Consider the following 21,256-nt stretch of genomic DNA (forward strand, 5'->3'; position numbering starts at 1 on the left):
GTCTCGCCCACAGCTTCCCTGAGCTTCACCCTCGATACCGTCGCTCCCGCTGCCTTGGGCTTGGCCTTGGCCAACGGCGCGACCAACCTGAGCAACAGCGCCGCTCTTGCGGCCTTGACCCCCGAAGTCGGCGCGCTGCTTGAGTACCGCGTCGATGGCGGCGCTTGGACTTCGAACTACACCGCGCCCACGTCCAACGCCGCTCACACCGTCGATGTCCGCCAGACCGATGTCGCCGGTAACGTCTCGCCCACAGCTTCCCTGAGCTTCACCCTCGATACCGTTGCTCCCGCTGCCTTGGGCTTGGCCTTGGCCAACGGCGCCAATGGCCTCACCAACAGCGCCGCTCTTGCAGCCTTGACCCCCGAAGTCGGCGCTTTGGTCGAGTACCGCGTCGATGGCGGCGCTTGGGCTTCGAGCTACACCGCACCCACCGCCAACGCTGCACACACCGTCGATGTCCGCCAGACCGATGCCGCCGGCAACGTCTCGCCCACCGCCTCGCTCAGCTTCACCCTCGATACCGTTGCTCCCGCTGCCTTGGGCTTGGCCTTGGCCAACGGCGCCAATGGCCTCACCAACAACGCCGCGCTGGCCGCTTTGACCCCCGAAGTCGGCGCTTTGGTCGAGTACCGCGTCGATGGCGGCGCTTGGGCTTCGAGCTACACCGCGCCCACCGCCAACGCTGCACACACCGTCGATGTCCGCCAGACCGATGCCGCCGGCAACGTCTCGCCCACCTCGTCCCTGAGCTTCACCCTCGACACTCTCGCGCCAGCAGCGTTGACTCCGGTGCTGGCCAACGGCGCCAATGGCCTCACCAACAGCGCCGCTCTTGCAGCCTTGACCCCCGAAGTCGGCGCTTTGGTCGAGTACCGCGTCGATGGCGGCGCTTGGGCTTCGAGCTACACCGCACCCACCGCCAACGCTGCACACACCGTCGATGTCCGCCAGACCGATGCCGCCGGCAACGTCTCGCCCACCGCCTCGCTCAGCTTCACCCTCGATACCGTCGCTCCCGCTGCCTTGGGCTTGGCCTTGGCCAACGGCGCGACCAACCTGAGCAACAGCGCCGCTCTTGCGGCCTTGACCCCCGAAGCCGGCGCGCTGCTTGAGTACCGCGTCGATGGCGGCGCTTGGGCTTCGAGCTACACCGCACCCACGTCCAACGCTGCGCACACCGTCGATGTCCGCCAGACCGATGCCGCCGGCAACGTCTCGCCCACCGCCTCGCTCAGCTTCACCCTCGATACCGTCGCTCCCGCTGCCTTGGGCTTGGCCTTGGCCAACGGCGCCAATGGCCTCACCAACAACGCCGCTCTGGCCGCTTTGACCCCCGAAGTCGGCGCTTTGGTCGAGTACCGCGTCGATGGCGGCGCTTGGGCTTCGAGCTACACCGCGCCCACGTCCAACGCCACTCACACCGTCGATGTCCGTCAGACCGATGCCGCCGGCAACGTCTCGCCCACCGCCTCGCTCAGCTTCACCCTTGACACCATCGCTCCCGCTGCCTTGGGCTTGGCCTTGGCCAACGGCGCCAATGGCCTCACCAACAACGCCGCTCTGGCCGCTTTGACCCCCGAAGTCGGCGCTTTGGTTGAGTACCGCGTCGATGGCGGCGCTTGGACTTCGAACTACACCGCACCCACGTCCAACGCCACTCACACCGTCGATGTCCGCCAGACCGATGTCGCCGGCAACGTCTCGCCCACAGCTTCCCTGAGCTTCACCCTTGACACCATCGCTCCCGCTGCCTTGGGCTTGGCCTTGGCCAACGGCGCCAATGGCCTCACCAACAGCGCCGCTCTTGCAGCCTTGACCCCCGAAGTCGGCGCTTTGGTCGAGTACCGCGTCGATGGCGGCGCTTGGACTTCGAACTACACCGCACCCACGTCCAACGCCACTCACACCGTCGATGTCCGTCAGACCGATGCCGCCGGCAACGTCTCGCCCACCGCCTCGCTCAGCTTCACCCTTGACACCATCGCCCCAGTGGCTGCTGCTCCAACTGATCTGGTCTTGGCCTCGGCCAAACTCGGCACCAACAGCAGCGACATCACCGTTTCCTTGAGCGCCATTCCGGCTGATGCTTCTGCCATCAACGTGCAGCTGCTCGACAGCCTTGGCGCCCCCATCGCTGCGACACCCTCGGTGCTGGGCTCGGCCTACACCTTTGCCGCCCTGCCCGATGCGACCTACTCGGCCCGCGTCAGCTACACCGACGCTGCGGGCAACGCGTCTAGCTTCACCACCGCTGCGCTGAGCCTCACCCCGGACACGATTGCCCCAGTGGCTGCCGCTCCGGCTGATCTGGTCTTGGCCTCGACCAAGCTCGGCACCAACAGCAGCGACATCACCGTTTCCTTGAGCGCCATTCCGGCTGATGCTTCTGCCATCAACGTGCAGCTGCTCGACAGCCTTGGCGCCCCCATCGCTGCGACACCCTCGGTGCTGGGCTCGGCCTACACCTTTGCCGCCCTGCCCGATGCGACCTACTCGGCCCGCGTCAGCTACACCGACGCTGCGGGCAACGCGTCTAGCTTCACCACCGCTGCGCTGAGCCTCACCCCGGACACGATTGCCCCAGTGGCTGCCGCTCCGGCTGATCTGGTCTTGGCCTCGACCAAGCTCGGCACCAACAGCAGCGACATCACCGTTTCCTTGAGCGCCATTCCGGCTGATGCTTCTGCCATCAACGTGCAGCTGCTCGACAGCCTTGGCGCGCCCATCGCTGTGACGCCCTCGGTGCTGGGCTCGGCTTACACCTTTGCCGCTCTGCCCGATGCGACCTACTCGGCTCGCGTCAGCTACACCGATGCTGCGGGCAATGCATCAGCCTTCACCACGGCCGCCACCTCCATCACCCCGGACACCATCGCTCCTACAGCGCTCGGGCTGAGCTTTATCGATACAGGTATTCCGGGCGACGGCATCACCTCACTCGGTACGGTTCAGATCACGGGCACCCTTGAAGCCGGCGCTGTGGTCGAGTACGGCACCAAGGATGCTCTCGGCAATCTGGTCTGGGCCCCCACCTTCACTGCCCAATCAAGCGTGGCGGGGACGCTCAATCAGGTGTGGATTCGCCAGACCGATGCGGCTGGCAACGCTTCTTTCTTTGATCCCGCCGTACCGGCCACCAGCTTCACATTCATTGCTGCTGATCCAGCACCGTCGGTCAGCGTGACGGATACCGGTTCGATTCAGACAGCACCGGCCTTGGTCATCACCAACAGCAGCAACTTGGCGGTCGTTGCCAGCAACGGCAGCACCAACTTTGAATATTCATTCAGCCCCACGGGTGCCACCGGAAGTTGGGTTGCAGCGACTGCGGTCAACGGTTTGATCAATATCGGCGCCTTGGCGCAAGGTGGGCAGACCGTGCTGGTGCACTCGCTCGATGCCCTCAACAGGGCCTCCGCCGATACCAGCGTCTCGTTCGTCTTTGACAGCGTGGCTCCCACAGCACCGAGCGCCACACTGGCGTACAACCCCGTAACCCAAGCTGTCAGCGCCCATCTCAGTCTGCCGATGGATGCTGTGGCGGGCGATGTCCTCACGGTAAACATCGCTGATGGGGTAGGGTCAGTGCAAAGCACGCCGATCACCCTGTCATCGGCGGACATCGCAGCGGGTTCGATCACCCTGCCCGTCAGCGCCACACTGGTTAACGGCACCACCTACACCGTCAGTGCCAACCTGACCGATGCCGCCGGCAACGCTTCGGGGCTATCCACCGCTACACCCACGTCGTCGCTCCTCTTTGACAACGTCGCCCCCACGGCACCCGGGCTGGCGTTGGTGCTGGACAGCGCCAACGCGGGCCACACCGGCGTGCCCAATCCAACAGCGACCGATGGGGTTTCGACCGCCATCGACCTGCGCTTGGCCAGCCTTGAAGCGGGTGCCTCGCTTCAGTACCGCGTCAATGCGGGCAGCGTGGCCGGTGGTACGTGGATCAGCATGGATCCCACCACCTTGGCGGTGGATGCGGGGACCGGTCAACGGGTGCTGAGCGAGGCTTTGTTATTGGGGGCCACACCCTTGGATGGCACCTACACGATCCAGGTGAGCCAGACCGATGCCGCCGGCAACGTCAGCCCCGTGCAGACCCTCACCACCACGCGCGACACCACCCTGAGCACCTTGACCGGCTCCTTCACCGATACAGGCTCCAGCGCCGTAGATAGCATCACCCGGCTGGGCACCATCGCCTTGGGTGGTTTGGATGCCAACGTCGATCAAGTCAGCTACACGCTCAGCGGCACCGATGCCCAAGGTGTCGCCATCGCCCCGATCACCGGTTTGGTGAATCTGGCGCAACCGAGTCTAGATCTGGGTGTGCTGGCCGGCGGTGATGGCACGTACACGGTGACGCTGGTGCAGGCCGACAAGGCCGGCAACAACAACACAGCCACGCCGCTGGTGCTGGGGCCGATCACGCTCGATACCGTGGCGCCCACTGCGCCCGTGACCGCCAACCTCAACCTGACCTCCATCAAGTTGGGAGCCAACAGCAGCGACGTCACTGTCACGCTGAGCGCTGTGCCTCTGGATGCCACCAGCATCACGGTCGAGTTGCTGAGCAACGGTCTGCCCCTCGCGGGCTTGACGCCTTCGGTGGTTGGTTCGGCCTACACCTTTGCTGCGCAACCTGATGCCACCTACTCGGCCCGCGTCAGCTACACCGACACGGCGGGCAACACGTCCGCCACGGCAACTTCTGGCTTGCTGAGCCTCGATACCGTCGCACCGAACGCACCCAGTGTCGCCTTGGCCTATGACCCACTGACGCTGGCGGTGCATGCCAACATCGGCTTGCCCGTCAATGCTGTGGCTGGCGATAGCCTGAGCGTCGTGGTGGCCGATGGCGCGGTGCCGCCCAACACCATCCAAACCTTGACGGTCACGCTCACCAGCACCGACATTGGTTTGGGCACCGTGAGCTTGGCCCTCAACACCGCCTTGCTCACCAGCGGCAGCACCTACAGCGCCAGCGGCACACTGACCGACGCCGCCGGCAACGCCTCAGCAGCATCGGCCCCGGCATCGCTGGCCTTCGACAACATCGCGCCCACCCCGGCGACCATCGGTCTGAGCGTCGATAGCGCCTTGGGCGGCACCAACACGGACCTGATCACCAACAACGCAGCCATCACGGTCTCGGGACTGGAACCCGGGGCCGTGGTGGGGTACAGCCTGGATGGCGGCGCGTGGACCTCGACCTACAGCGCCCCAGCGGCCAACGGTGCTCACACCGTGCAAGTGCGCCAGACCGACGCAGCGGGTAACACCAGCACGGGCAGCCTGAGCTTCACCTATGACACGCAAGCCCCAGCCCAGCCGGTCAACACGGTTTTCACCCCGGTTGGCGGTCTCGCCCCCACAGCGTTGACCACCAGCTTGCCAATAGGCGCGTTGGTCGGCGACACCGTGACCTTGAATGTGCTTGATTTGCAAAATGCACTGGTCTACAGCGTCCAGACCTCCTTGATGCAAGCAGATCTGACCTTGGGCACGGTCAATCTGTCTTTGGGCGCAGGCTTGACCAACGGCAGCTATCAAGTTCAGATCACCCTGAGCGATGTGGCGGGTAACACCTCACCGCCTTCGACCCCGCAAGCGCTGCAAGTTGGGGCCGCAGGCCCGCTGGCAGCCACCATCGCGCTGGTCAATGACACCGGCTCGGTCAATATTGCGGGCACATTGACCGATCTGGTCACCACGGATGCCCGACTGAACATCGGCCTCGACCCAGCGCTGGGGATCACGACCCAATACAGCATCAACAGCCTGACACCCACGTCGCCGGGCTATGTGATGCCCATGACCGACGGCCCCTACACCGTGCGGGTGTTCCAGACCAACGTCAACGGTACCACGGTGACGCCGTTCACGTTCACCCTCGACACGGTGTGCCCAAAGCCGGTGGTCGCGCTCACGGCCGATACGGGGACATACGCCAACGATGGGGCGACGACCACAACCTTGGTTCCAGCAGGCAGCACCAACGATGGTCGCCTGACCGTCACCGGGCTGGACCCCCATGCGGCTGAAATCACCTATTTCGTCACCCCTGCTCAACAACCCGCCTTGCCAGGCACGCCACCGACGCTTGGGGGGCAGTTGGGGCCCTTCACGTGGGCCGTTCCCACGGGCAGTTCTTCCGTCGTGGTGCCGGTGCCCGTGGACCCCCTAACCGGCTTGCCACTGGCGGATGGCACCTATCAGATCGATCTCTTCCAGACCGACAAGGCCGGCAACGTCTCGGCCACCAGCTCCATCATCTACACGCTCGATACCACGGCCACAGCACCGATGGTGTCTTTGACCAATATCACCCAACCGGCCACCAATACCACCAGCTTCGGGGCCATCGACATCATTCCAACCACCACCGAAATCAGCTTTCAGACCGCCATCAGTGTCAACAACGGCCCATGGACCGATGTCAACCACTACGCGCCGGTGCTCGGGCTGAACGATGTTCGTGTGCACGTGATCGACTTGGCCGGCAATGTCTCCCCCGATACGCTGTTGAGCTTCACCCTTGCAAGCGACTCGCCGGTGGCCAACAACGTGTTGCCCACCGTCGCCTTCACGCACGACAGTGCGCCCGGCTTGGTGACGTGGTCTGGCATCACCAGCACAGGGACCACCACGGCCACCAATGCCGACCATCTCACCAACGATGCCAGCCTGACCGTCACGCCCGCATTAGCCACAGACACCATCGAATACAGCGTGGATGGTGGCTTGAGTTGGATCGGTGCCCCCACCACCGGGACGACCGCCTTGATCACGCAGACCATGCTGGAAGCGGCCCGGGGTAACCCGCTGATCAACGATCTCAATTTCCCGAACTTTGCCTTCTACGTCCACGAGGTCTCGGCGACGGGTTCGGTATCCCCGGCGGCACCGGCGCTGCTGACCTTGGATATGGCAGCTCCGATGCAGTACGTCACCAGCGGTTCGGCTCCAGCACCCACCGATCTCCAAGGGCTGTATCTGTCGCAGACCAACACCACGTTGGCGACCGCAGTGATGCGTGTGACCTACAACGAGGCGGTCACCCTTGATGCGGGCAACACACCCGTCCTGATGGATGCCAACGGTCTGCCGTTGACCGCGGGCTATACCGTCACCGCGCTCAACAGCGGCCTCAGTTACGACGGCACCACTCCCTTGGGGGCGCAACGCGACGCCAGCGGCATGAATGTCATCGACATCATGGAGTTCCGCTTCACCGAAACGACCTTGGGCAGCTTTGCGGCCCTGATCGCGAACAACGCGACATCGATGCAATTTGTGCCCACCGCTGAGGTGCTCGTCACCGATATGGCCGGCAACGCTGTCAGCAATACAAGCAACTACGTCGATTGGTTCCGCGCCAATACAGGCTTGACCACCTGGCAGGTGCACACCACGCTTCCATGAGTCTTCACCACCTGTTGCGTGTTACCCACCGATAACAAATTCTCAACAATCCCTGTGGCCTGCTTGTGCAGGCCCTTTTTTTACATTTCAGCATCAAATCTGCACGGAACCCCTGTGGGATTGGTCTGACAATCGCGCTCACTTCAAAAGAGCCGACTGTCTCCAAAGAGCCGGTCGATCCGAAGCTTCATTTCTGTGCTGGCATGAATTCGACACGACTTCTCACGGACCAACCCCGATGGTTGCCAATGCTTATGGCCCTGGGATTGGCTTTGGCCACCCCAACAGTCCAAGCACAACCGGCCGCCAAAGGCACATCAGCCCCATCCGACAAACAAAGCGGCGGTGTCGGTGGTTTAGGGGGCGTCTTGCAAGCCGCCGTGCAAAACCACCCCAGCGTGCGCAAAACCATCGCCGATCGTGAGGCCTCCGTGGCCGGCGTGGATGAGGCGCGCGCGCATTACCTACCCACCCTCTCCGGCCAAACCAACCAAGGGGCCGATCCGAACGTGACGTGGGGCCTGATCCGCTTGCAACAACCCATTTGGGCTGGCGGCAAGATTGATGCCGGGGTGGATGTGGCGGAGTCCAAGCTCAGTTCCTCAGAATGGGCCGTGCTGGAATCGCGGCGCCAACTCATGGAACAAGCCACGGCAGCCTACGTGGCCGTGATCGGCAACAAGGCCTTGCTGGCCACCGCTCAGGATGGGGTCAACGCCCATGAAAAACTGCTCGATTTGATTCGACGCCGTCGTGAAGGTGGCGTGGCCTCGGATGCCGATATTCGTCTGGCTGAAGCCCGCTTGGCCAGCGTACGAACCCAAGCCAAAGATCTGGCCGGTCAGGTGCGACGCCAAGAACTTGAGTTGTCGATCTTGACGGCGGGCCACGCCAAGGCGGACGCCCCTCTGCCCAGCCTCTACATGAACTGGGAAGCTCCCCAAGAACTGCTGACCCAAGCGCGTGAAGCCTCACCCCTGATTCGCCGTAAACGCCAAGATGTCGTCACCGTGACGCACGAAACCGAAGTGCATCAAGGCGAGCGCTGGCCGGTGATCTCGTTGCGAGTGGACTCGGACGTCGGACCAACACCGACCGTCTACAACCAACCGCGAACCCGCGCCGGCATTTATGCCGAAGCCAATGTGGATGGTGGCGGGTTTGTCGGCTATCAACGTATCAAGGCGGATGCCGCCCGTCTGTTGGCCGCCCAAGAAGATGTCGCGGCGGCCAGCTTCGAGGTGGACCGGCGTGTCCAAATCATGCTGAATGACCGTGACTTGGCGACCCAACAACTGGGTGACCACCAAGTGGTGGTTCAGACTCAAGAGATGTCACTCGAATCGTCCTTGCGTTTGTACGATGCTGGACGCAAGAACTGGGTCGATGTGCTCAACGCCCAGCGTGAATTGCTGGATGCCCGGCTCAACCGAGACCGGGCCAAGATGACCGCCAACGACGCCGAGCTTCGCATCGCTGTGATGTGTGGCACCCTCGACGCCTTGGCTGGATTGGAGTAATGGCCATGAATTCCGCAGAGATCTATCCACAACTCAGCCCCGAGGCCGTCTTGGCCTTGCTGCAACGGCAAAAGTTGCCTGTCGTGATCGAATCGGTGCGATCCGCCTTTGAACGCCTCGACAAAGAAGGCGTGCTTGAAGGGCAATCGCCCGGGGTGGTGATCCAGAAAGTTCTCGCCTTGTGCGCTCGCCAAGCGCTCAGCGTGACCCAAACGTCCGGCATGGAATGGGATCGTCGGGGGGTACCTTCGCTCATCTGGGAAGGCGATCGCTGGCTGGTTGCCGATCGGGTCGATGACGAACTGGTGCTTTTTGACGTCAACGGCGTCCAGCTAGCAACGGGCACCGCCATTTCTGATCATGCCCGGGTGCTTCATCTGCAAAAAGCAGCCACACCCCACGCCAAGGATGAGCGCGACCTGCTCAAGAGCCCTTCGGCCCGCATGGTCTGGGTGGAGATGATGCGCAACAAGCGCTGGGTGGTCGAAGTGACCGCTGCGACCATCGCCGTCAACGTGTTTGCCGTTTTCACCTCGCTGTTCAGCATGCAGGTCTATGACCGCGTGGTGCCAACCTTTGCATACACCACCTTGTGGGCGCTCACGACCGGGCTGCTGCTGGTCTCGGTGATCGACTGGGCCTTCAAAGAGATCCGCTCACGCATCATCGACCGGCTTTCATGCGATGTCGATAAAGCGGTCTCGCAGCGCATCTATGACCACCTGCTGCGCCTGCGGGCCGACAAACGACCCCAAAGCCTTGGGACCTTGGCCGCCCAGGTCAACAGCTTGGACACCGTGCGACAGTTCTTCGCTTCCGCCGTGGTCTTCACCGTTGTGGACTTGCCGTTCGGGGTGATGTTCTTGGTGATGATCGGCATGATCGCCGGCTGGTTGGCCAGCATCTATGTGATCGCCTCCGTGCTGCTGCTGCTGATCGGCCTGATTGCCCAGCGCCAGTTGGCCGAACTCTCGCGCACTGAAATGCGCCGCAGCCATGAGCGTCAAGGCATGCTGGTCGATACCCTGCAAGGGGCCGAAACCATCCAGTCCCTCAACGCTGGCTGGCGTTTCTCGCGGTTGTGGTCGGATCTGACGCGCAACATCGCTGAGACCGGCATGAAGAACAAGGTGGTCACCAGTGCGGTGCTCAACTTGGCAGGCACCTTGGCCAACTTGGCCTACGTGGCACTGATCGTGGCCGGGGTTTACCTGATCGAAGAAGGCTCGCTCACCATGGGCGGCTTGGTGGCTTGCTCGATGCTGGGCAGCCGGGTGATCTCACCGATCACGGCCGCCGTTCAAAAGCTCACGCAGTGGCAGTACGTCAAGGAAGCCCTGCAAATGGTGGACAAGATCCTTGGCCTCGAAACCGATCGACCGGCCGGTCAGACCTTGTTGTCACCCGCCACGTTGGAGTCCAGCGTCGAGCTCGAAGGCGTGCGCTTTGCCTACCAAGGCGTGCCAGTGCTGCGCCTGAATGTGCCGACCCTGAAAGTCAAAGCGGGCGAGCGCATCGTCATCCTTGGCGCCAACGGCGGCGGCAAATCCACCTTGCTGAAGGTGGCAGCAGGTCTGTACCGCACCAGCGAGGGCCAAGTACGGATCGGGGGCGTCGAAATTGGTCAGATTGATCCGGGCTTGCTGAGCAAGCAGGTGGGTTATCTGCCACAGGACGTGCACCTGTTCAAAGGCACCTTGCGCAGCAACATCGAGTTGCGTGGCGGTGAAAGCGACGAGCGTTTCATCGACGTGGTGAAACTCTTGGGCTTGGACCGCATCGCCGCTGACAACCCGAAAAATCTGGACCTCGAAATCGCTGAAGGCGGCCAAGGCTTGTCGGGCGGGCAGCGTCAGATGGTCGGTATTGCTCGGCTGATGATGGTGCGCCCGCAAATTTGGCTGCTGGATGAACCCTCCTCCGCGTTGGATGCCGAGGCCGAAGCGCGGTTGATTCAGGCTCTACGCACCGTCCTGCGACCCACCGACATTCTCATCATTGCGTCACACAAGCCCCAGTTACTGGCGCTGGCCACCCGGGTTGTCGTGATGCAACGCGGCATGATCGCCGCCGATGGCACCCCGCAAGCGGTGCTGGCGCCCCCGAAGATGGTCAATCCGGCCGCCACCGTTGCGGCCACAGCTCAAACGGCACCCGCCGTTGTTCAGGTTCCGAAGGAAGTCTCGCATGGTCACCACATACTCCGTCAGCACGCTTGAGGATCCGACGCAACATCGTCCCCGCCCATCGCCGTCGGGTGGCAGCGGCAACAAGGCGTCGATCGTCTTGTGGCTGATGATCGTGCTGATGATCGCTGCGGTGGCTTGGGCCTCGGTCGCCCGGGTCGATCAAGTCACCCGCGCCACCGGCTCTGTCATTGCCAGCAGCCGCGTTCAGGTGATTCAAGCCGTGGACGGTGGCGCTTTGGCCGAACTCAAGGTCAAGGAAGGCGACCGTGTCGAGCGCGGTCAGATCTTGGCGCAGCTTGAACAAGGCCGTTCTGCCGCTGCTGTGGCCGAAATCGACGCCAAGCTGGCCGCTTTGCGCGCACAGGCTGCCCGCCTGCGTGCTGAGGCGCAGGACGCCCCGGAGCCGGTGTTTTCCCAGGATTTGTTGGAGAACTTTCCCGATCTGGTCTCGGCCCAGCGTTCACTGTTTCGGCAAAAGCGCAATGGCTTGCAAGAGGAATTGCGCACCCTCAAGGTGGCCGTCACGCTGGCCACGGAGGATGCCGGTCTGATCAGCAAACTGGCCTCCAGCGGCGACGTGAGTCGCTCAGATGTCATCAAAGCTCAACGGGCCTTGAATGAGGCCGAGGCTCAACTGGTCAATCGGAAAAACAAGTACTTCCAAGACACCCGGACCGAACTGGCCAAGGTTGAAGATGATCTCGGCCAAGCCGAGCAAGTTCGTACCCAACGCGCGCAGCAAGTGGTCGATAGCGTCATCAAGGCCCCGGTGGGCGGGATTGTGAAGAACGTGCGTATCACCACCCAAGGCGGCGTGCTGCGTGCCGGTGATGAACTGCTGCAAATCGTGCCGGTGGACGATCAGATGGTGATTGAGGCCAAAGTTCGGCCTTCCGAAATTGCGCAAATCAAACCGGGTCTGCCAGCCAACATTCGCTTCGATCCCTTCGACTACACCATCTACGGCGCCGTGGCCGGCAAGGTGATTTACGTCAGCGCCGATACGCTCAAGGAAGACACCCGCACCGGTGAGCAAACCTACTACCGCGTGCATATCGCCACCTCGGCAGCGCCCGTGCGCACACAGACCGGTCATGTGCTGGAGGTCCTCCCAGGCATGACGGCCCAGGTCGATATCCGCACCGGCGACCGCAGCATGATGGACTACTTGCTCAAACCACTGCGCAAGACCTTGACCGAGTCGTTGGGGGAACGGTGAACTCCAAGGATGCGGCGATGGCGGCTGCCCATGCGCGCATGGGCAACGCCACCCTCACGCTGGTGGATCGCCACGAGGCGCAGCGAGCAAGCTTGGCGCGCTACTTCCAAGCCTCAGGTTTCACGGTGCGACAACTGGCAAGCTTGGAGCCCTCCAACGAAGAAGGGGCCGTCGAAACCACCGATGTCCTCTTGATTGCTCTGGAACAGCCTTTGCTGCCTGAACTGAACTTGCTCAGCAGCATCAAATCCAAAACCACCATCGGCTGCATCGCACTCACGACCCGCCCAGCACAACAAGATCGCATTGCAGCGCTGGATGCAGGTGCGGATATGGCGTTTACCAAAACCATCGATCGCCTCGAATTGCTGGCAGCGGTTCGAGCCCTGATGCGGCGTTTACCGCTGGCACCGGCAGCACGTCATCACGTTCATCCCCCACAAAGCAGCAGCCCAGTCACCCTGCACCATCCCTCCCTCGATGGGATGCCGACCTTGGAAACTCCAGCCATCCCAAAGATGGTGGGTCAGCACTGGAGCCTCAACTTCGCCAGTTGCACCCTCATCTCTCCGGCTGGATCGCAGTCAACCGCGCTCACTTCGGTTGAATTCGATCTCTTGGCCATCTTGATGGCGAGTCCCCTACAGACATTGAGCAAGGCAGAGATTCTGGCCGTCCTCGGTGCCCCACCGGAGGAAAGCAGCCCGTCCTCGGTTTCGGAACGATTTCACCGGGTCGAGTCCGCGCTGTCTCGGCTGAGAAAAAAGGTCCAATCCGCTTTTGGTTTAGCCCTGCCGGTGCGCGCAGTCTTTGGCGAGGGGCTGGTATTTACAGCGCAGGCGCGCATGGACTGAGCGCCGGTGGTTGGCCTGCTGCGGGCCAACAGCTGGATCATTGCCGGCCGTAGGTGTCTTCAAAGCGGGTGATGTCGTCCTCACCCAAATAAGAACCCGACTGCACTTCGATGATCTCCAGCGGCACTCGCCCAGGATTGCTCAGGCGGTGGACTTCCCCCAGCGGGATATAAGTGCTCTGGTTCTCGGTGAGCAAAATCTTGCGCTCACCACACGTCACTTCAGCCGTCCCCGACACCACCACCCAGTGCTCGGCACGGTGGTGATGCATTTGCAGACTCAAAGACGCTCCCGGCTTGACCAAGATGCGTTTGACTTGAAAACGTGGTCCGGCATCGATGCTGTCGTACCAGCCCCAAGGGCGTGACACCTTGCGGTGCAAGCTGGGCTCACCGCGATCTTGGGCACTCAGGCGCGTCACAATCTTCTTCACCTCTTGGCTGCGAGCGCGATCGGCGACGAGCACGGCGTCAGCGGTCTCCACCACCACCACGTCATCCAAACCGATGACACTGACCAGTCGGCTGGTGGCATGCACCAAGGTATTACGGCTATCTTCGACCAGCACATCGCCCTGAACAGCGTTGCCATCGCCGTCCTTATCAGCCACTTGCCACACGGCATCCCACGCCCCCAAGTCGTTCCAACCTGCCGCCAAAGCGACCCGACGAATGTCAAAGGCACTCCCCGGACAACGCTCCATCACCGCGTAATCGACCGATTCGGAAGGCACCAAAGCGAAGGCTTCACGATCAGGGCGCACAAAAGGACCATCGGTTTGACGCAAGGCCCACGCCGCCTCACACGCTTGGCGAATGTCCGGACGAAACTGTGCCAAGGCTTCAAGCCACACAGAAGCTTTGAGGACAAACAAGCCGCTGTTCCAACTGTAGTGACCACTCTCCAAGTAGCGCTGGGCCGTGGCCAGATCCGGTTTTTCAACAAACTCAGCCACAGGGGTGGCTGCGGACAACGCTCCCTCGGGCGAGGCGTCTGCGGCTTCTTCTGCAACACAGCGGATGTAGCCGTAACCGGTTTCGGGTCGATCTGGCGTCACGCCAAGAATGATGATCGACCCTTTCGCTGCGGCCGCCACCGCCCGATTCAGGGACTGGGCAAAGGCTTGCGGATCCGTCACAGTTTGATCAGCGGGCGTCACCACCAACACAGGGTCGTCACCCAAGGCGACGGCCTGAAGCGCCGCCAAGGTGAGCGCAGCTGCCGTGTTACGCCCCATCGGCTCAAGCAGGACCGCTCCGGGATCAGTCTTCATGTCACGCAATTGATCCAAGATCAGAAAGCGATGTTCTTCATTGCCCACAATCAGCGGGGCAGCCACGGACCATGACGGCGACCATTCGCCCTGCGTCAAACGAGCCGTGGCCAACTGAAACAGGCTGTGGATGCCCGATAAAACCAAAAATTGCTTGGGAAAACCGGCCCGCGATAACGGCCAGAGCCTCGTTCCGCTCCCACCCGCCATGACCACTGGCCAAACCGAGACGCGCGGCGAGGGTGTATCCCGATCACAAGATGCAGAAAAAGAGGATGAATGAGCAACCATGGGTCAGAGACAAAGAAGAAAAACAGGGCCAGAGCGGCTGATTTTGCCTGCCTGAACTGACATCAAACAGGCGTGGCTCGGCGGCAACACAGCCGGTAGAATGCAACGCTTTTTATGTTTTTGTAAATTTTCGTCAGTATCAGAAAAAATGAAACTCGATTTTTTAGGATGCAGCACGCTTCACCATGTCATGGGAATTAATCCCATTTGAACTTTGACCTGCTGGTCATCCCATCAGCTGACTTCTCCACAAGATGATTCCGTTCATCGCATCCCTCGGAACAGCCTTCTTTGTGACCCTTTTGGTGGTGTGGTCATCGTCTATACACGTTCATTTGTCGGGTGACACCGATCATCTGCAACCGCAGAAGTTCCATGCCTTGGATGTCCCGCGTATCGGCGGCGTCAGCATTTTGATGGGCATGCTCGGCGGCCTGAGTTATCACTCACAGCTCGATACACCCGATTTTGAAGATTTGGTGCAGCTGACGGGCTGCGCCACCATCGCCTTTGCAGCGGGCCTGATGGAGGATCTGACCAAACGGGTGACGCCACGCATGCGCATGCTCGCGACCCTTTTGGCCGCTTCTGCCGCGCTATGGTTGGTTGACGGCATCATCCAGCGCTCTGGCATTCCAGCCTTGGACCGACTCCTTCAGCACGACATCCTGCCCGTGGGGCCTTTGGCCATGGCCGTGACCTTGTTTGTCGTCGCGGGCGTTTCCAACTCAGTCAACATCATCGATGGCTTTAACGGCTTGGCCTCGTTCTGCGTCACGTTGATCTTGGGGGCTTTGGCATGGGTCGCGTATCGCCTGGGTGACGCCTTGGTTCTGCAAGGCGCCCTGCTCGGCTTGGGCGCCGTTTTAGGCTTCTTTGTTTGGAACTACCCCCGTGGCCTGATCTTCATGGGCGACGGTGGCGCTTATTTGCTGGGTTTTTGGATTGCCGAACTGAGCATCTTGCTGGTTCATCGCAACCCGAGCGTGTCGCCCATTTTTCCCTTGCTGGTCTGCGCTTACCCCATCGTGGAGACGCTGTTTTCCATGTATCGCCGTAAAGTTGTGCGCGGTCGGCGCATGGGAGCCGCCGATGCCGTCCATTTGCACAGCCTGATCTATCGCCGCCTGATGCGCTGGGCTGTGGGGCGGCACGACTCCGCCAGTTTGTTGCGGCGAAACTCCATGACCTCCCCCTACCTCTGGGCCCTAAGCGCCCTTTCGATCACGCCAGGGTTGCTGTTCTGGGATAACAGCGCGGTCTTAACCGGTCTGATTGTGGCGTTCTGCTGGACCTATATCGCGCTCTATCGATCGATCGTGCGCTTCCACACCCCGCATTTGCTTCTACGTAAAACAACGCCCTCCGCCCTACGGACAGAGGCTGTTCATCACTCTGCGGGATAATCCCGCCCCTATGACCGATTCTCCCCGGGCCGACTTGGCCGCACCGTCCGCACCGCTGCGGTTCGACACCCTGCCGCTGGACGCCAAACTCCAGCTTGCCATCCGTGACGCGGGTTACGCGCACATGACGCCCATCCAGGCCCAAGCCATCCCGGTGGTGCTGGCTGGCAAGGATGTGATGGGTGCCGCTCAAACAGGCACCGGCAAAACGGCCGCGTTTGCACTGCCCTTGCTGCAAAAAATGATGCGGCACGAAAACCCCAGCGCATCGCCCGCCCGGCACCCTGTGCGCGCCTTGGTGCTGACACCGACCCGTGAACTGGCCGATCAGGTCGCCAGCAACGTGCGCAACTACGCCAAGCACAGCCAGTTGCGCGTGGCTTGCGTCTTCGGCGGCATCGACATGGCGCCTCAAACAGCGGAACTCAAACGCGGCGTTGAGGTCCTGATTGCCACGCCAGGGCGGCTGCTGGACCACATCCAGATCAAGAACTGCCAACTCGGCCAAGTCGAGTATGTCGTGCTTGATGAAGCCGACCGGATGCTCGACATCGGCTTCCTGCCCGATCTGCAACGCATCCTGAGCTACCTGCCCAAGGCCCGTCAGACCTTGCTGTTCTCGGCCACCTTCTCGCCTGAAATCAAGAAGCTGGCCCAGAGCTATCTGCAAGATCCTGTGCTGATCGAAGTCGCCCGGCCCAATGCCAGCGCCACCACGGTGGAGCAGCGTTTCTACCGCGTGCAAGACGATGACAAGCGCCAAGCGATTCGTCACATCCTGCGTGAACGCGACATCAAGCAAGCGATCATCTTTGTCAACTCCAAGCTCGGTGCAGCCCGCCTAGCGCGCTCTTTTGAGCGCGATGGTTTCAAAACTGCCGCGTTGCACGGCGACAAGTCGCAAGACGAACGTCTGAAGGCCTTGGATGCGTTCAAAGGCGGCGAGGTCGAACTCTTGGTCGCCACCGATGTGGCCGCCCGGGGACTGGATATCGCTGACTTGCCAGCGGTGTTCAACTTCGACATTCCCTTCCACGCCGAAGACTACGTGCACCGCATTGGCCGCACGGGCCGCGCCGGCGCATCAGGACTGGCGGTCTCGTTGGTCACAGCGTCGGATGCTCGGCAAATGGCTGAGATTGAAAAGCTGGCGCGCAAAACCCTCGACATCGAAGCACTCGAACTCGACGATGGCCGCCGCACGCCTTATCGCCGCCCATACCGTGACGATGACACCCATGCGCAAGCGCCAACGAGTACGCCGGTTGACGCCGTCGCTCCGGGACCGACCTTGGCCGCACGACTGCGAAGCGGCCCGTCTTCGCCACCCCGTCGCTCGGCCGACCCATTTTTTGAGCGGCCGTACGAAGCGGACGCCAACGCCAATCCGATCTGGGATCAGCGCGACACCACCAGTACTGCTGGCGGCTCGTCACTGATTTCGCGCCACATCAAGCCGCGCCGCAAGGTCGCTGCTTTGTTGGCGCTGCCCACACCCGGCAGCGGCGACACCAACGCCTAAACCCAGCGCTTCAGACTCAAGTCGCAAGGAACGAGAAAACCGCCGGCACATGCGCCGGCGGCCATGCGTTGAAAGCCGCCGCTTCTTTGCGCCAGTCCGCAACCCGCAGGGTGCGCACCCCCTCCGCACTCAAGGTCAGGCCACAGCTCACGCTGAGCCACGTGGTGGGTTGCAGATCGCGCATCAAGGCAGCCAGCAACGCCGCGTTGCGGTACGGCGTCTCAATCAGCAACTGGGTTTGCTGCCAACGCCGAGAATGGTTTTCCAGCTCCTTGAGTCGCTTGGCACGCTCACTGGCTTCGGTGGGCACGTAGCCCACAAACGCAAAGCTCTGGCCGTTCAAGCCACTGGCTGCCAAAGCCAACATCAACGAGCTCGGTCCGGACAGCGGCACCACGCTCACGCCCAAACGATGCGCTGCTTTCACCAGCAAAGCGCCCGGATCGGCCACCGCAGGAAGCCCCGCTTCAGAAAGCAGTCCCACGTCGTTACCCGCCTGGGCCGGTGCCAACAACAGCCCCAGATCGGGCTCAGTGCGCCCGCCCCCCCGCGCCGAATCGCTCTGCCCTTTTTGGGGCCGAGGCAATTCGGTCAAGGTGATCTGCTGCAAAGGGCACCCGAGCGGCATCACCTGATCGACGCGCTTCAAAAAAGCACGCGCACTTTTGGCGTTTTCAACCACCCAAAAGCGCAGTTCGGCCGCGCGCCGGATCACGCCCATCGGCAGCACATCGTGCAGATCGGGCGGAGGGGAGCCATCCGCCACCGTGCCCAAATCCAAGGTGTTGGGCATCAGGATCAAACGCCCTTGCTTCGCGACAACCTCACTCATGCTGACTCCGCTGCGGGGTTTGAGCCAAGACCGCCAACGGGTCCAACCCCGCTTGACGCAACAACTCGCTGGTCCGAATCAATGGCAAGCCAATCAGCATGGTCGGGTCGTCCGAGTCAATCGCTTCTAGCAAGGCGATGCCCAAGGTTTCGCAGCGCGCGCTGCCGGCGCAGTCGTAGGGCTCATCAAGACGCAGATAGGTGGTGATATCGCGGTCGCTCAAGGCGCGAAAACGGACCCGCACTTCACCGTGACAGCCCGCCACAAAACCCGTCTTGGGGCGATGGACCGCGACCGAGGTATGAAAAACCACACTTTGACCACTCATGGCGCGCAACTGCGCAAACGCCCGCTCGAAGCCGCCCGGCTTGCCCATGGGCTGCCCAGCAAGTTCAGCCACCTGATCGGAGCCAATGACCACCACATCGTCAGCACACATCTGCGCCACCGCAGCCGCCTTGGCATGCGCCAAACGCAGTGACAGCGCGGCGGGTGACTCTGCGGCCAGCGGTGTTTCATCCACCTGAGAAGCCATCACGTCGAAAGGCAGCCGTAAACGTTCCAACAACTCACGCCGATAGCGCGAGGTGGAGCCAAGAATCAAGCGCGGCCAAAGCGTGCTGGGACCGGCGGAAGAAAAGGGATGAGCGAGAACAGACATACGCGGCTGAGAGTCTCAAAGACGTCAAAGCCGCCATTGTCGTGGCCTTACACTGCCGGCCATGAAATCGCGCGAGTTCACCCCCGAACGTCTGGACATCTTGGCCTTTGCGACCGATCACGGCACGCTCGAAGGCAACGTGGACCTCCAGACCATGCTCCGACTGCGGGCCGGCTTCCATGCCGCTGCAACGGATCCAAGCACTTGGCCCCAAGGTCACTGGCAAGCCACGGCTGAGCTGCGCCCTCAAACCAAAGGCGCACCTCAAGTCTGGCTACATCTGCAAGCCCAAACGGCGGTCCCGCTCGAATGCCAACGCTGCTTGCAAACCGTGCAAGAACCGCTGAGCGTGGACCGCTGGTTCCGTTTTGTGGCCACCGAGGCTGAGGCCGAACAGCTCGATACGGATGCCGATGAAGATATTTTGGTGATCAGCCGGACCTTCGATCTACTCGCTTTGATCGAAGACGAATGGCTGCTTGCCCAACCCTTGGTCCCCGTCCACCCCGACTGTGAACTGGCTTTCACCGGCTCAGACACATTCGATGACGCCGCCAACGAAAGCGAAGCGTCGCAAACACCGCATCCTTTCGCCGCTTTGGCCAAGATGAAGCTCGACACTTCCCGATGAAGCTGATATGATCGAAAGCTTTTCTCGTCTGAATCTTCTCGGAAGAGCAGGAGTGCACCATGGCCGTCCAGCAAAACAAGAAATCCCCCTCCAAGCGCGGTATGCACCGCTCACACAATGCATTGACCACTCCGGGTACGGCCATTGAGCCGACCACCGGTGAAGTGCACATGCGCCACCACATCAGCCCGACCGGCTTCTATCGTGGTCGCAAAGTGCTGAAAACCAAGGCTGACGCCTGATTCGCTGCCTATTTGAGTCCATTCGGCTGATGTTAAGGCCGGGGGCTTGCCTGCAAACGGACGTCAACCCGCTTTGAATTCGGTCGCTCCTCTGGATCGCCCCGTCCGCCTCGCGGTGGATTGCATGGGCGGTGATCATGGCCCATCCGTCACTTTGCCTGCGTGCCGCGCTTTTCTTGAGCGTCACCCGCAGGCAGAGCTGTTGCTGGTGGGTCTCTCTGATGCCCTGACAGAAGCTCGTGCTTGGTCACGCTGCACGGTGGTTGAAGCCACCGAAGTGGTGGCCATGGACGACTCGGTCGAGGTTGCGCTGCGCAAAAAGCGTCAATCGTCGATGCGTATCGCCATCAGCCAAGTCAAGGCCGATGAGACGGGTGCTTCGGCGGCGGATGCCTGCGTGTCAGCGGGCAATACCGGCGCTTTGATGGCGGTCGCCCGCTATTTGCTCAAAACGCTGCCTGGGATTGACCGGCCCGCGATTGCTTCGGTCATGCCCAATCAAAGCGGTGGTTACACCACCATGCTGGATCTGGGGGCCAACGTCGATTGCAGCGCCGATCACTTGCTGCAATTTGCGGCCATGGGCAGCGCGCTTGTGGCTGCCGTCGATGGCAAAGACAACCCCAGCGTGGGCTTGCTCAACATCGGCGAAGAGATGATCAAGGGCAACGAAGTCATCAAGCGGGCGGGCGAGTTGCTGCGCACGGCTGGGGCGGCGGGCCACTTGAACTTCTACGGCAACGTCGAAGGCAACGACATCTTCAAAGGCACCGTCGATGTGGTGGTCTGCGACGGGTTTGTCGGCAATGTCGCCCTCAAAACCGCTGAAGGCTTGGCCAGCATGGTGTCGAACCTGCTCAAGCAGGAATTCAGCCGCAACCCTTGGACCAAGATCGCGGCGCTGGCTGCCATGCCGGTGCTGAATCGATTCAAGCGGCGCGTCGATCACCGGCGCTACAACGGTGCTGCGCTTCTGGGTTTACGCGGCTTGGTGTTCAAGAGCCACGGCTCAGCGGACATCATGGCCTTTGGCAATGCGCTGGACCGGGCGCATAACGCCGCCCAGCATCGCCTGCTGGACCAAGTGCGTGGTCGCATCCACGAAACCCTTCAGGCCTTGCCCGTTGCCGCTGAATCGGCAACGCCAGCACAGTCCGGGCAACCCGCTGCATGATGAGC

The 21,256-nt window shown here is 61.7% G+C and carries 13 protein-coding genes; 10 read left to right on the forward strand and 3 right to left on the reverse strand.

Going from position 1 to position 21,256, the window contains the following annotated elements; translation table 11 throughout:
* The first annotated feature begins 54 nt into the window (after positions 1 to 54).
* The 5 genes from AB3X39_RS11545 (at position 55) to AB3X39_RS11565 (ending at position 13,219) form a co-directional block, all read left to right on the forward strand.
* Entirely contained in the window at positions 55 to 7,437 is a 7,383-nt protein-coding gene (locus AB3X39_RS11545; RefSeq protein WP_369417536.1) for an Ig-like domain-containing protein, read from the forward strand.
* Between the two features lie 254 nt (positions 7,438 to 7,691).
* Positions 7,692 to 8,957 (forward strand): TolC family protein, encoded by a 1,266-nt coding sequence (locus AB3X39_RS11550; protein WP_369417537.1) that lies wholly within the window; start codon positions 7,692 to 7,694, stop codon positions 8,955 to 8,957.
* A gap of 5 nt (positions 8,958 to 8,962) precedes the next feature.
* A complete protein-coding gene (locus tag AB3X39_RS11555; RefSeq protein ID WP_369417538.1) occupies positions 8,963 to 11,176 on the forward strand; it encodes an ATP-binding cassette domain-containing protein in 2,214 nt (737 codons plus the stop codon).
* A complete protein-coding gene (locus tag AB3X39_RS11560; RefSeq protein ID WP_369417539.1) occupies positions 11,145 to 12,365 on the forward strand; it encodes a beta-barrel domain-containing protein in 1,221 nt (406 codons plus the stop codon). The genes AB3X39_RS11555 and AB3X39_RS11560 overlap by 32 nt, the downstream gene beginning before the upstream one ends.
* A 17-nt stretch (positions 12,366 to 12,382) precedes the next feature.
* On the forward strand, positions 12,383 to 13,219 hold the full coding sequence (locus tag AB3X39_RS11565) for a response regulator transcription factor (protein WP_369417540.1): 837 nt from the start codon (positions 12,383 to 12,385) through the stop codon (positions 13,217 to 13,219).
* 37 nt (positions 13,220 to 13,256) lie between these two features.
* On the opposite strand, the gene AB3X39_RS11570 is transcribed toward AB3X39_RS11565, so the two are convergent.
* Positions 13,257 to 14,702, reverse strand: coding sequence for a mannose-1-phosphate guanylyltransferase/mannose-6-phosphate isomerase (locus AB3X39_RS11570; protein ID WP_369417541.1), 1,446 nt, complete (start codon positions 14,700 to 14,702; stop codon positions 13,257 to 13,259).
* A 335-nt stretch (positions 14,703 to 15,037) separates the two neighbouring features.
* Here AB3X39_RS11570 and AB3X39_RS11575 point away from each other — a divergent pair, with 335 nt between their 5' ends.
* A complete protein-coding gene (locus tag AB3X39_RS11575) occupies positions 15,038 to 16,189 on the forward strand; it encodes an MraY family glycosyltransferase (RefSeq protein ID WP_369417542.1) in 1,152 nt (383 codons plus the stop codon).
* A 10-nt stretch (positions 16,190 to 16,199) separates the two neighbouring features.
* On the forward strand, positions 16,200 to 17,711 hold the full coding sequence (locus AB3X39_RS11580) for a DEAD/DEAH box helicase (RefSeq protein WP_369417543.1): 1,512 nt from the start codon (positions 16,200 to 16,202) through the stop codon (positions 17,709 to 17,711).
* Positions 17,712 to 17,727: 16 nt separating this feature from the next.
* Here AB3X39_RS11580 and AB3X39_RS11585 read toward each other — a convergent pair whose 3' ends face one another.
* Both AB3X39_RS11585 and AB3X39_RS11590 read right to left on the reverse strand, forming a co-directional pair.
* Positions 17,728 to 18,543, reverse strand: coding sequence for an SAM-dependent methyltransferase (locus AB3X39_RS11585; protein WP_369417544.1), 816 nt, complete (start codon positions 18,541 to 18,543; stop codon positions 17,728 to 17,730).
* Entirely contained in the window at positions 18,536 to 19,204 is a 669-nt protein-coding gene (locus AB3X39_RS11590) for a Maf family nucleotide pyrophosphatase (protein ID WP_369417545.1), read from the reverse strand. Before AB3X39_RS11590 ends, AB3X39_RS11585 begins: the two co-directional genes overlap by 8 nt.
* A 61-nt stretch (positions 19,205 to 19,265) precedes the next feature.
* Between AB3X39_RS11590 and AB3X39_RS11595 the strand changes: the two genes are divergently transcribed.
* The 3 genes from AB3X39_RS11595 to plsX all read left to right on the forward strand — a co-directional run bounded on the left by AB3X39_RS11595 (position 19,266) and on the right by plsX (position 21,251).
* The gene (locus AB3X39_RS11595; protein ID WP_369417546.1) at positions 19,266 to 19,835 is read left to right on the forward strand and encodes a YceD family protein; all 570 of its coding nucleotides are present in this window, start codon (positions 19,266 to 19,268) and stop codon (positions 19,833 to 19,835) included.
* A gap of 59 nt (positions 19,836 to 19,894) precedes the next feature.
* Positions 19,895 to 20,077: a 50S ribosomal protein L32 gene (gene rpmF / locus AB3X39_RS11600; RefSeq protein ID WP_369417547.1), complete on the forward strand. Its 183-nt coding sequence runs from the start codon at positions 19,895 to 19,897 to the stop codon at positions 20,075 to 20,077.
* Positions 20,078 to 20,168: 91 nt separating this feature from the next.
* Positions 20,169 to 21,251, forward strand: coding sequence for a phosphate acyltransferase PlsX (plsX, locus tag AB3X39_RS11605; RefSeq protein WP_369417564.1), 1,083 nt, complete (start codon positions 20,169 to 20,171; stop codon positions 21,249 to 21,251).
* Positions 21,252 to 21,256: the final 5 nt, after the last annotated feature.

The organism is Leptothrix ochracea (genome assembly GCF_041083635.1).
GTDB lineage: Bacteria > Pseudomonadota > Gammaproteobacteria > Burkholderiales > Burkholderiaceae_C > Sphaerotilus > Sphaerotilus ochraceus.

Bases quoted from the DNA above. Each gene is read 5' to 3' on its own strand.
- AB3X39_RS11550 (WP_369417537.1), top strand. From the start codon at position 7,692: ATGGCCCTGGGATTGGCTTTGGCCACCCCAACAGTCCAAGCACAACCG.
- AB3X39_RS11585 (WP_369417544.1), bottom strand. From the start codon at position 18,543: ATGAGTGAGGTTGTCGCGAAGCAAGGGCGTTTGATCCTGATGCCCAAC.
- AB3X39_RS11595 (WP_369417546.1), top strand. From the start codon at position 19,266: ATGAAATCGCGCGAGTTCACCCCCGAACGTCTGGACATCTTGGCCTTT.
- AB3X39_RS11560 (WP_369417539.1), top strand. From the start codon at position 11,145: ATGGTCACCACATACTCCGTCAGCACGCTTGAGGATCCGACGCAACAT.
- AB3X39_RS11555 (WP_369417538.1), top strand. From the start codon at position 8,963: ATGAATTCCGCAGAGATCTATCCACAACTCAGCCCCGAGGCCGTCTTG.
- AB3X39_RS11575 (WP_369417542.1), top strand. From the start codon at position 15,038: ATGATTCCGTTCATCGCATCCCTCGGAACAGCCTTCTTTGTGACCCTT.
- rpmF (WP_369417547.1), top strand. From the start codon at position 19,895: ATGGCCGTCCAGCAAAACAAGAAATCCCCCTCCAAGCGCGGTATGCAC.
- AB3X39_RS11590 (WP_369417545.1), bottom strand. From the start codon at position 19,204: ATGTCTGTTCTCGCTCATCCCTTTTCTTCCGCCGGTCCCAGCACGCTT.
- AB3X39_RS11570 (WP_369417541.1), bottom strand. From the start codon at position 14,702: ATGGCGGGTGGGAGCGGAACGAGGCTCTGGCCGTTATCGCGGGCCGGT.
- AB3X39_RS11580 (WP_369417543.1), top strand. From the start codon at position 16,200: ATGACCGATTCTCCCCGGGCCGACTTGGCCGCACCGTCCGCACCGCTG.
- AB3X39_RS11565 (WP_369417540.1), top strand. From the start codon at position 12,383: ATGGCGGCTGCCCATGCGCGCATGGGCAACGCCACCCTCACGCTGGTG.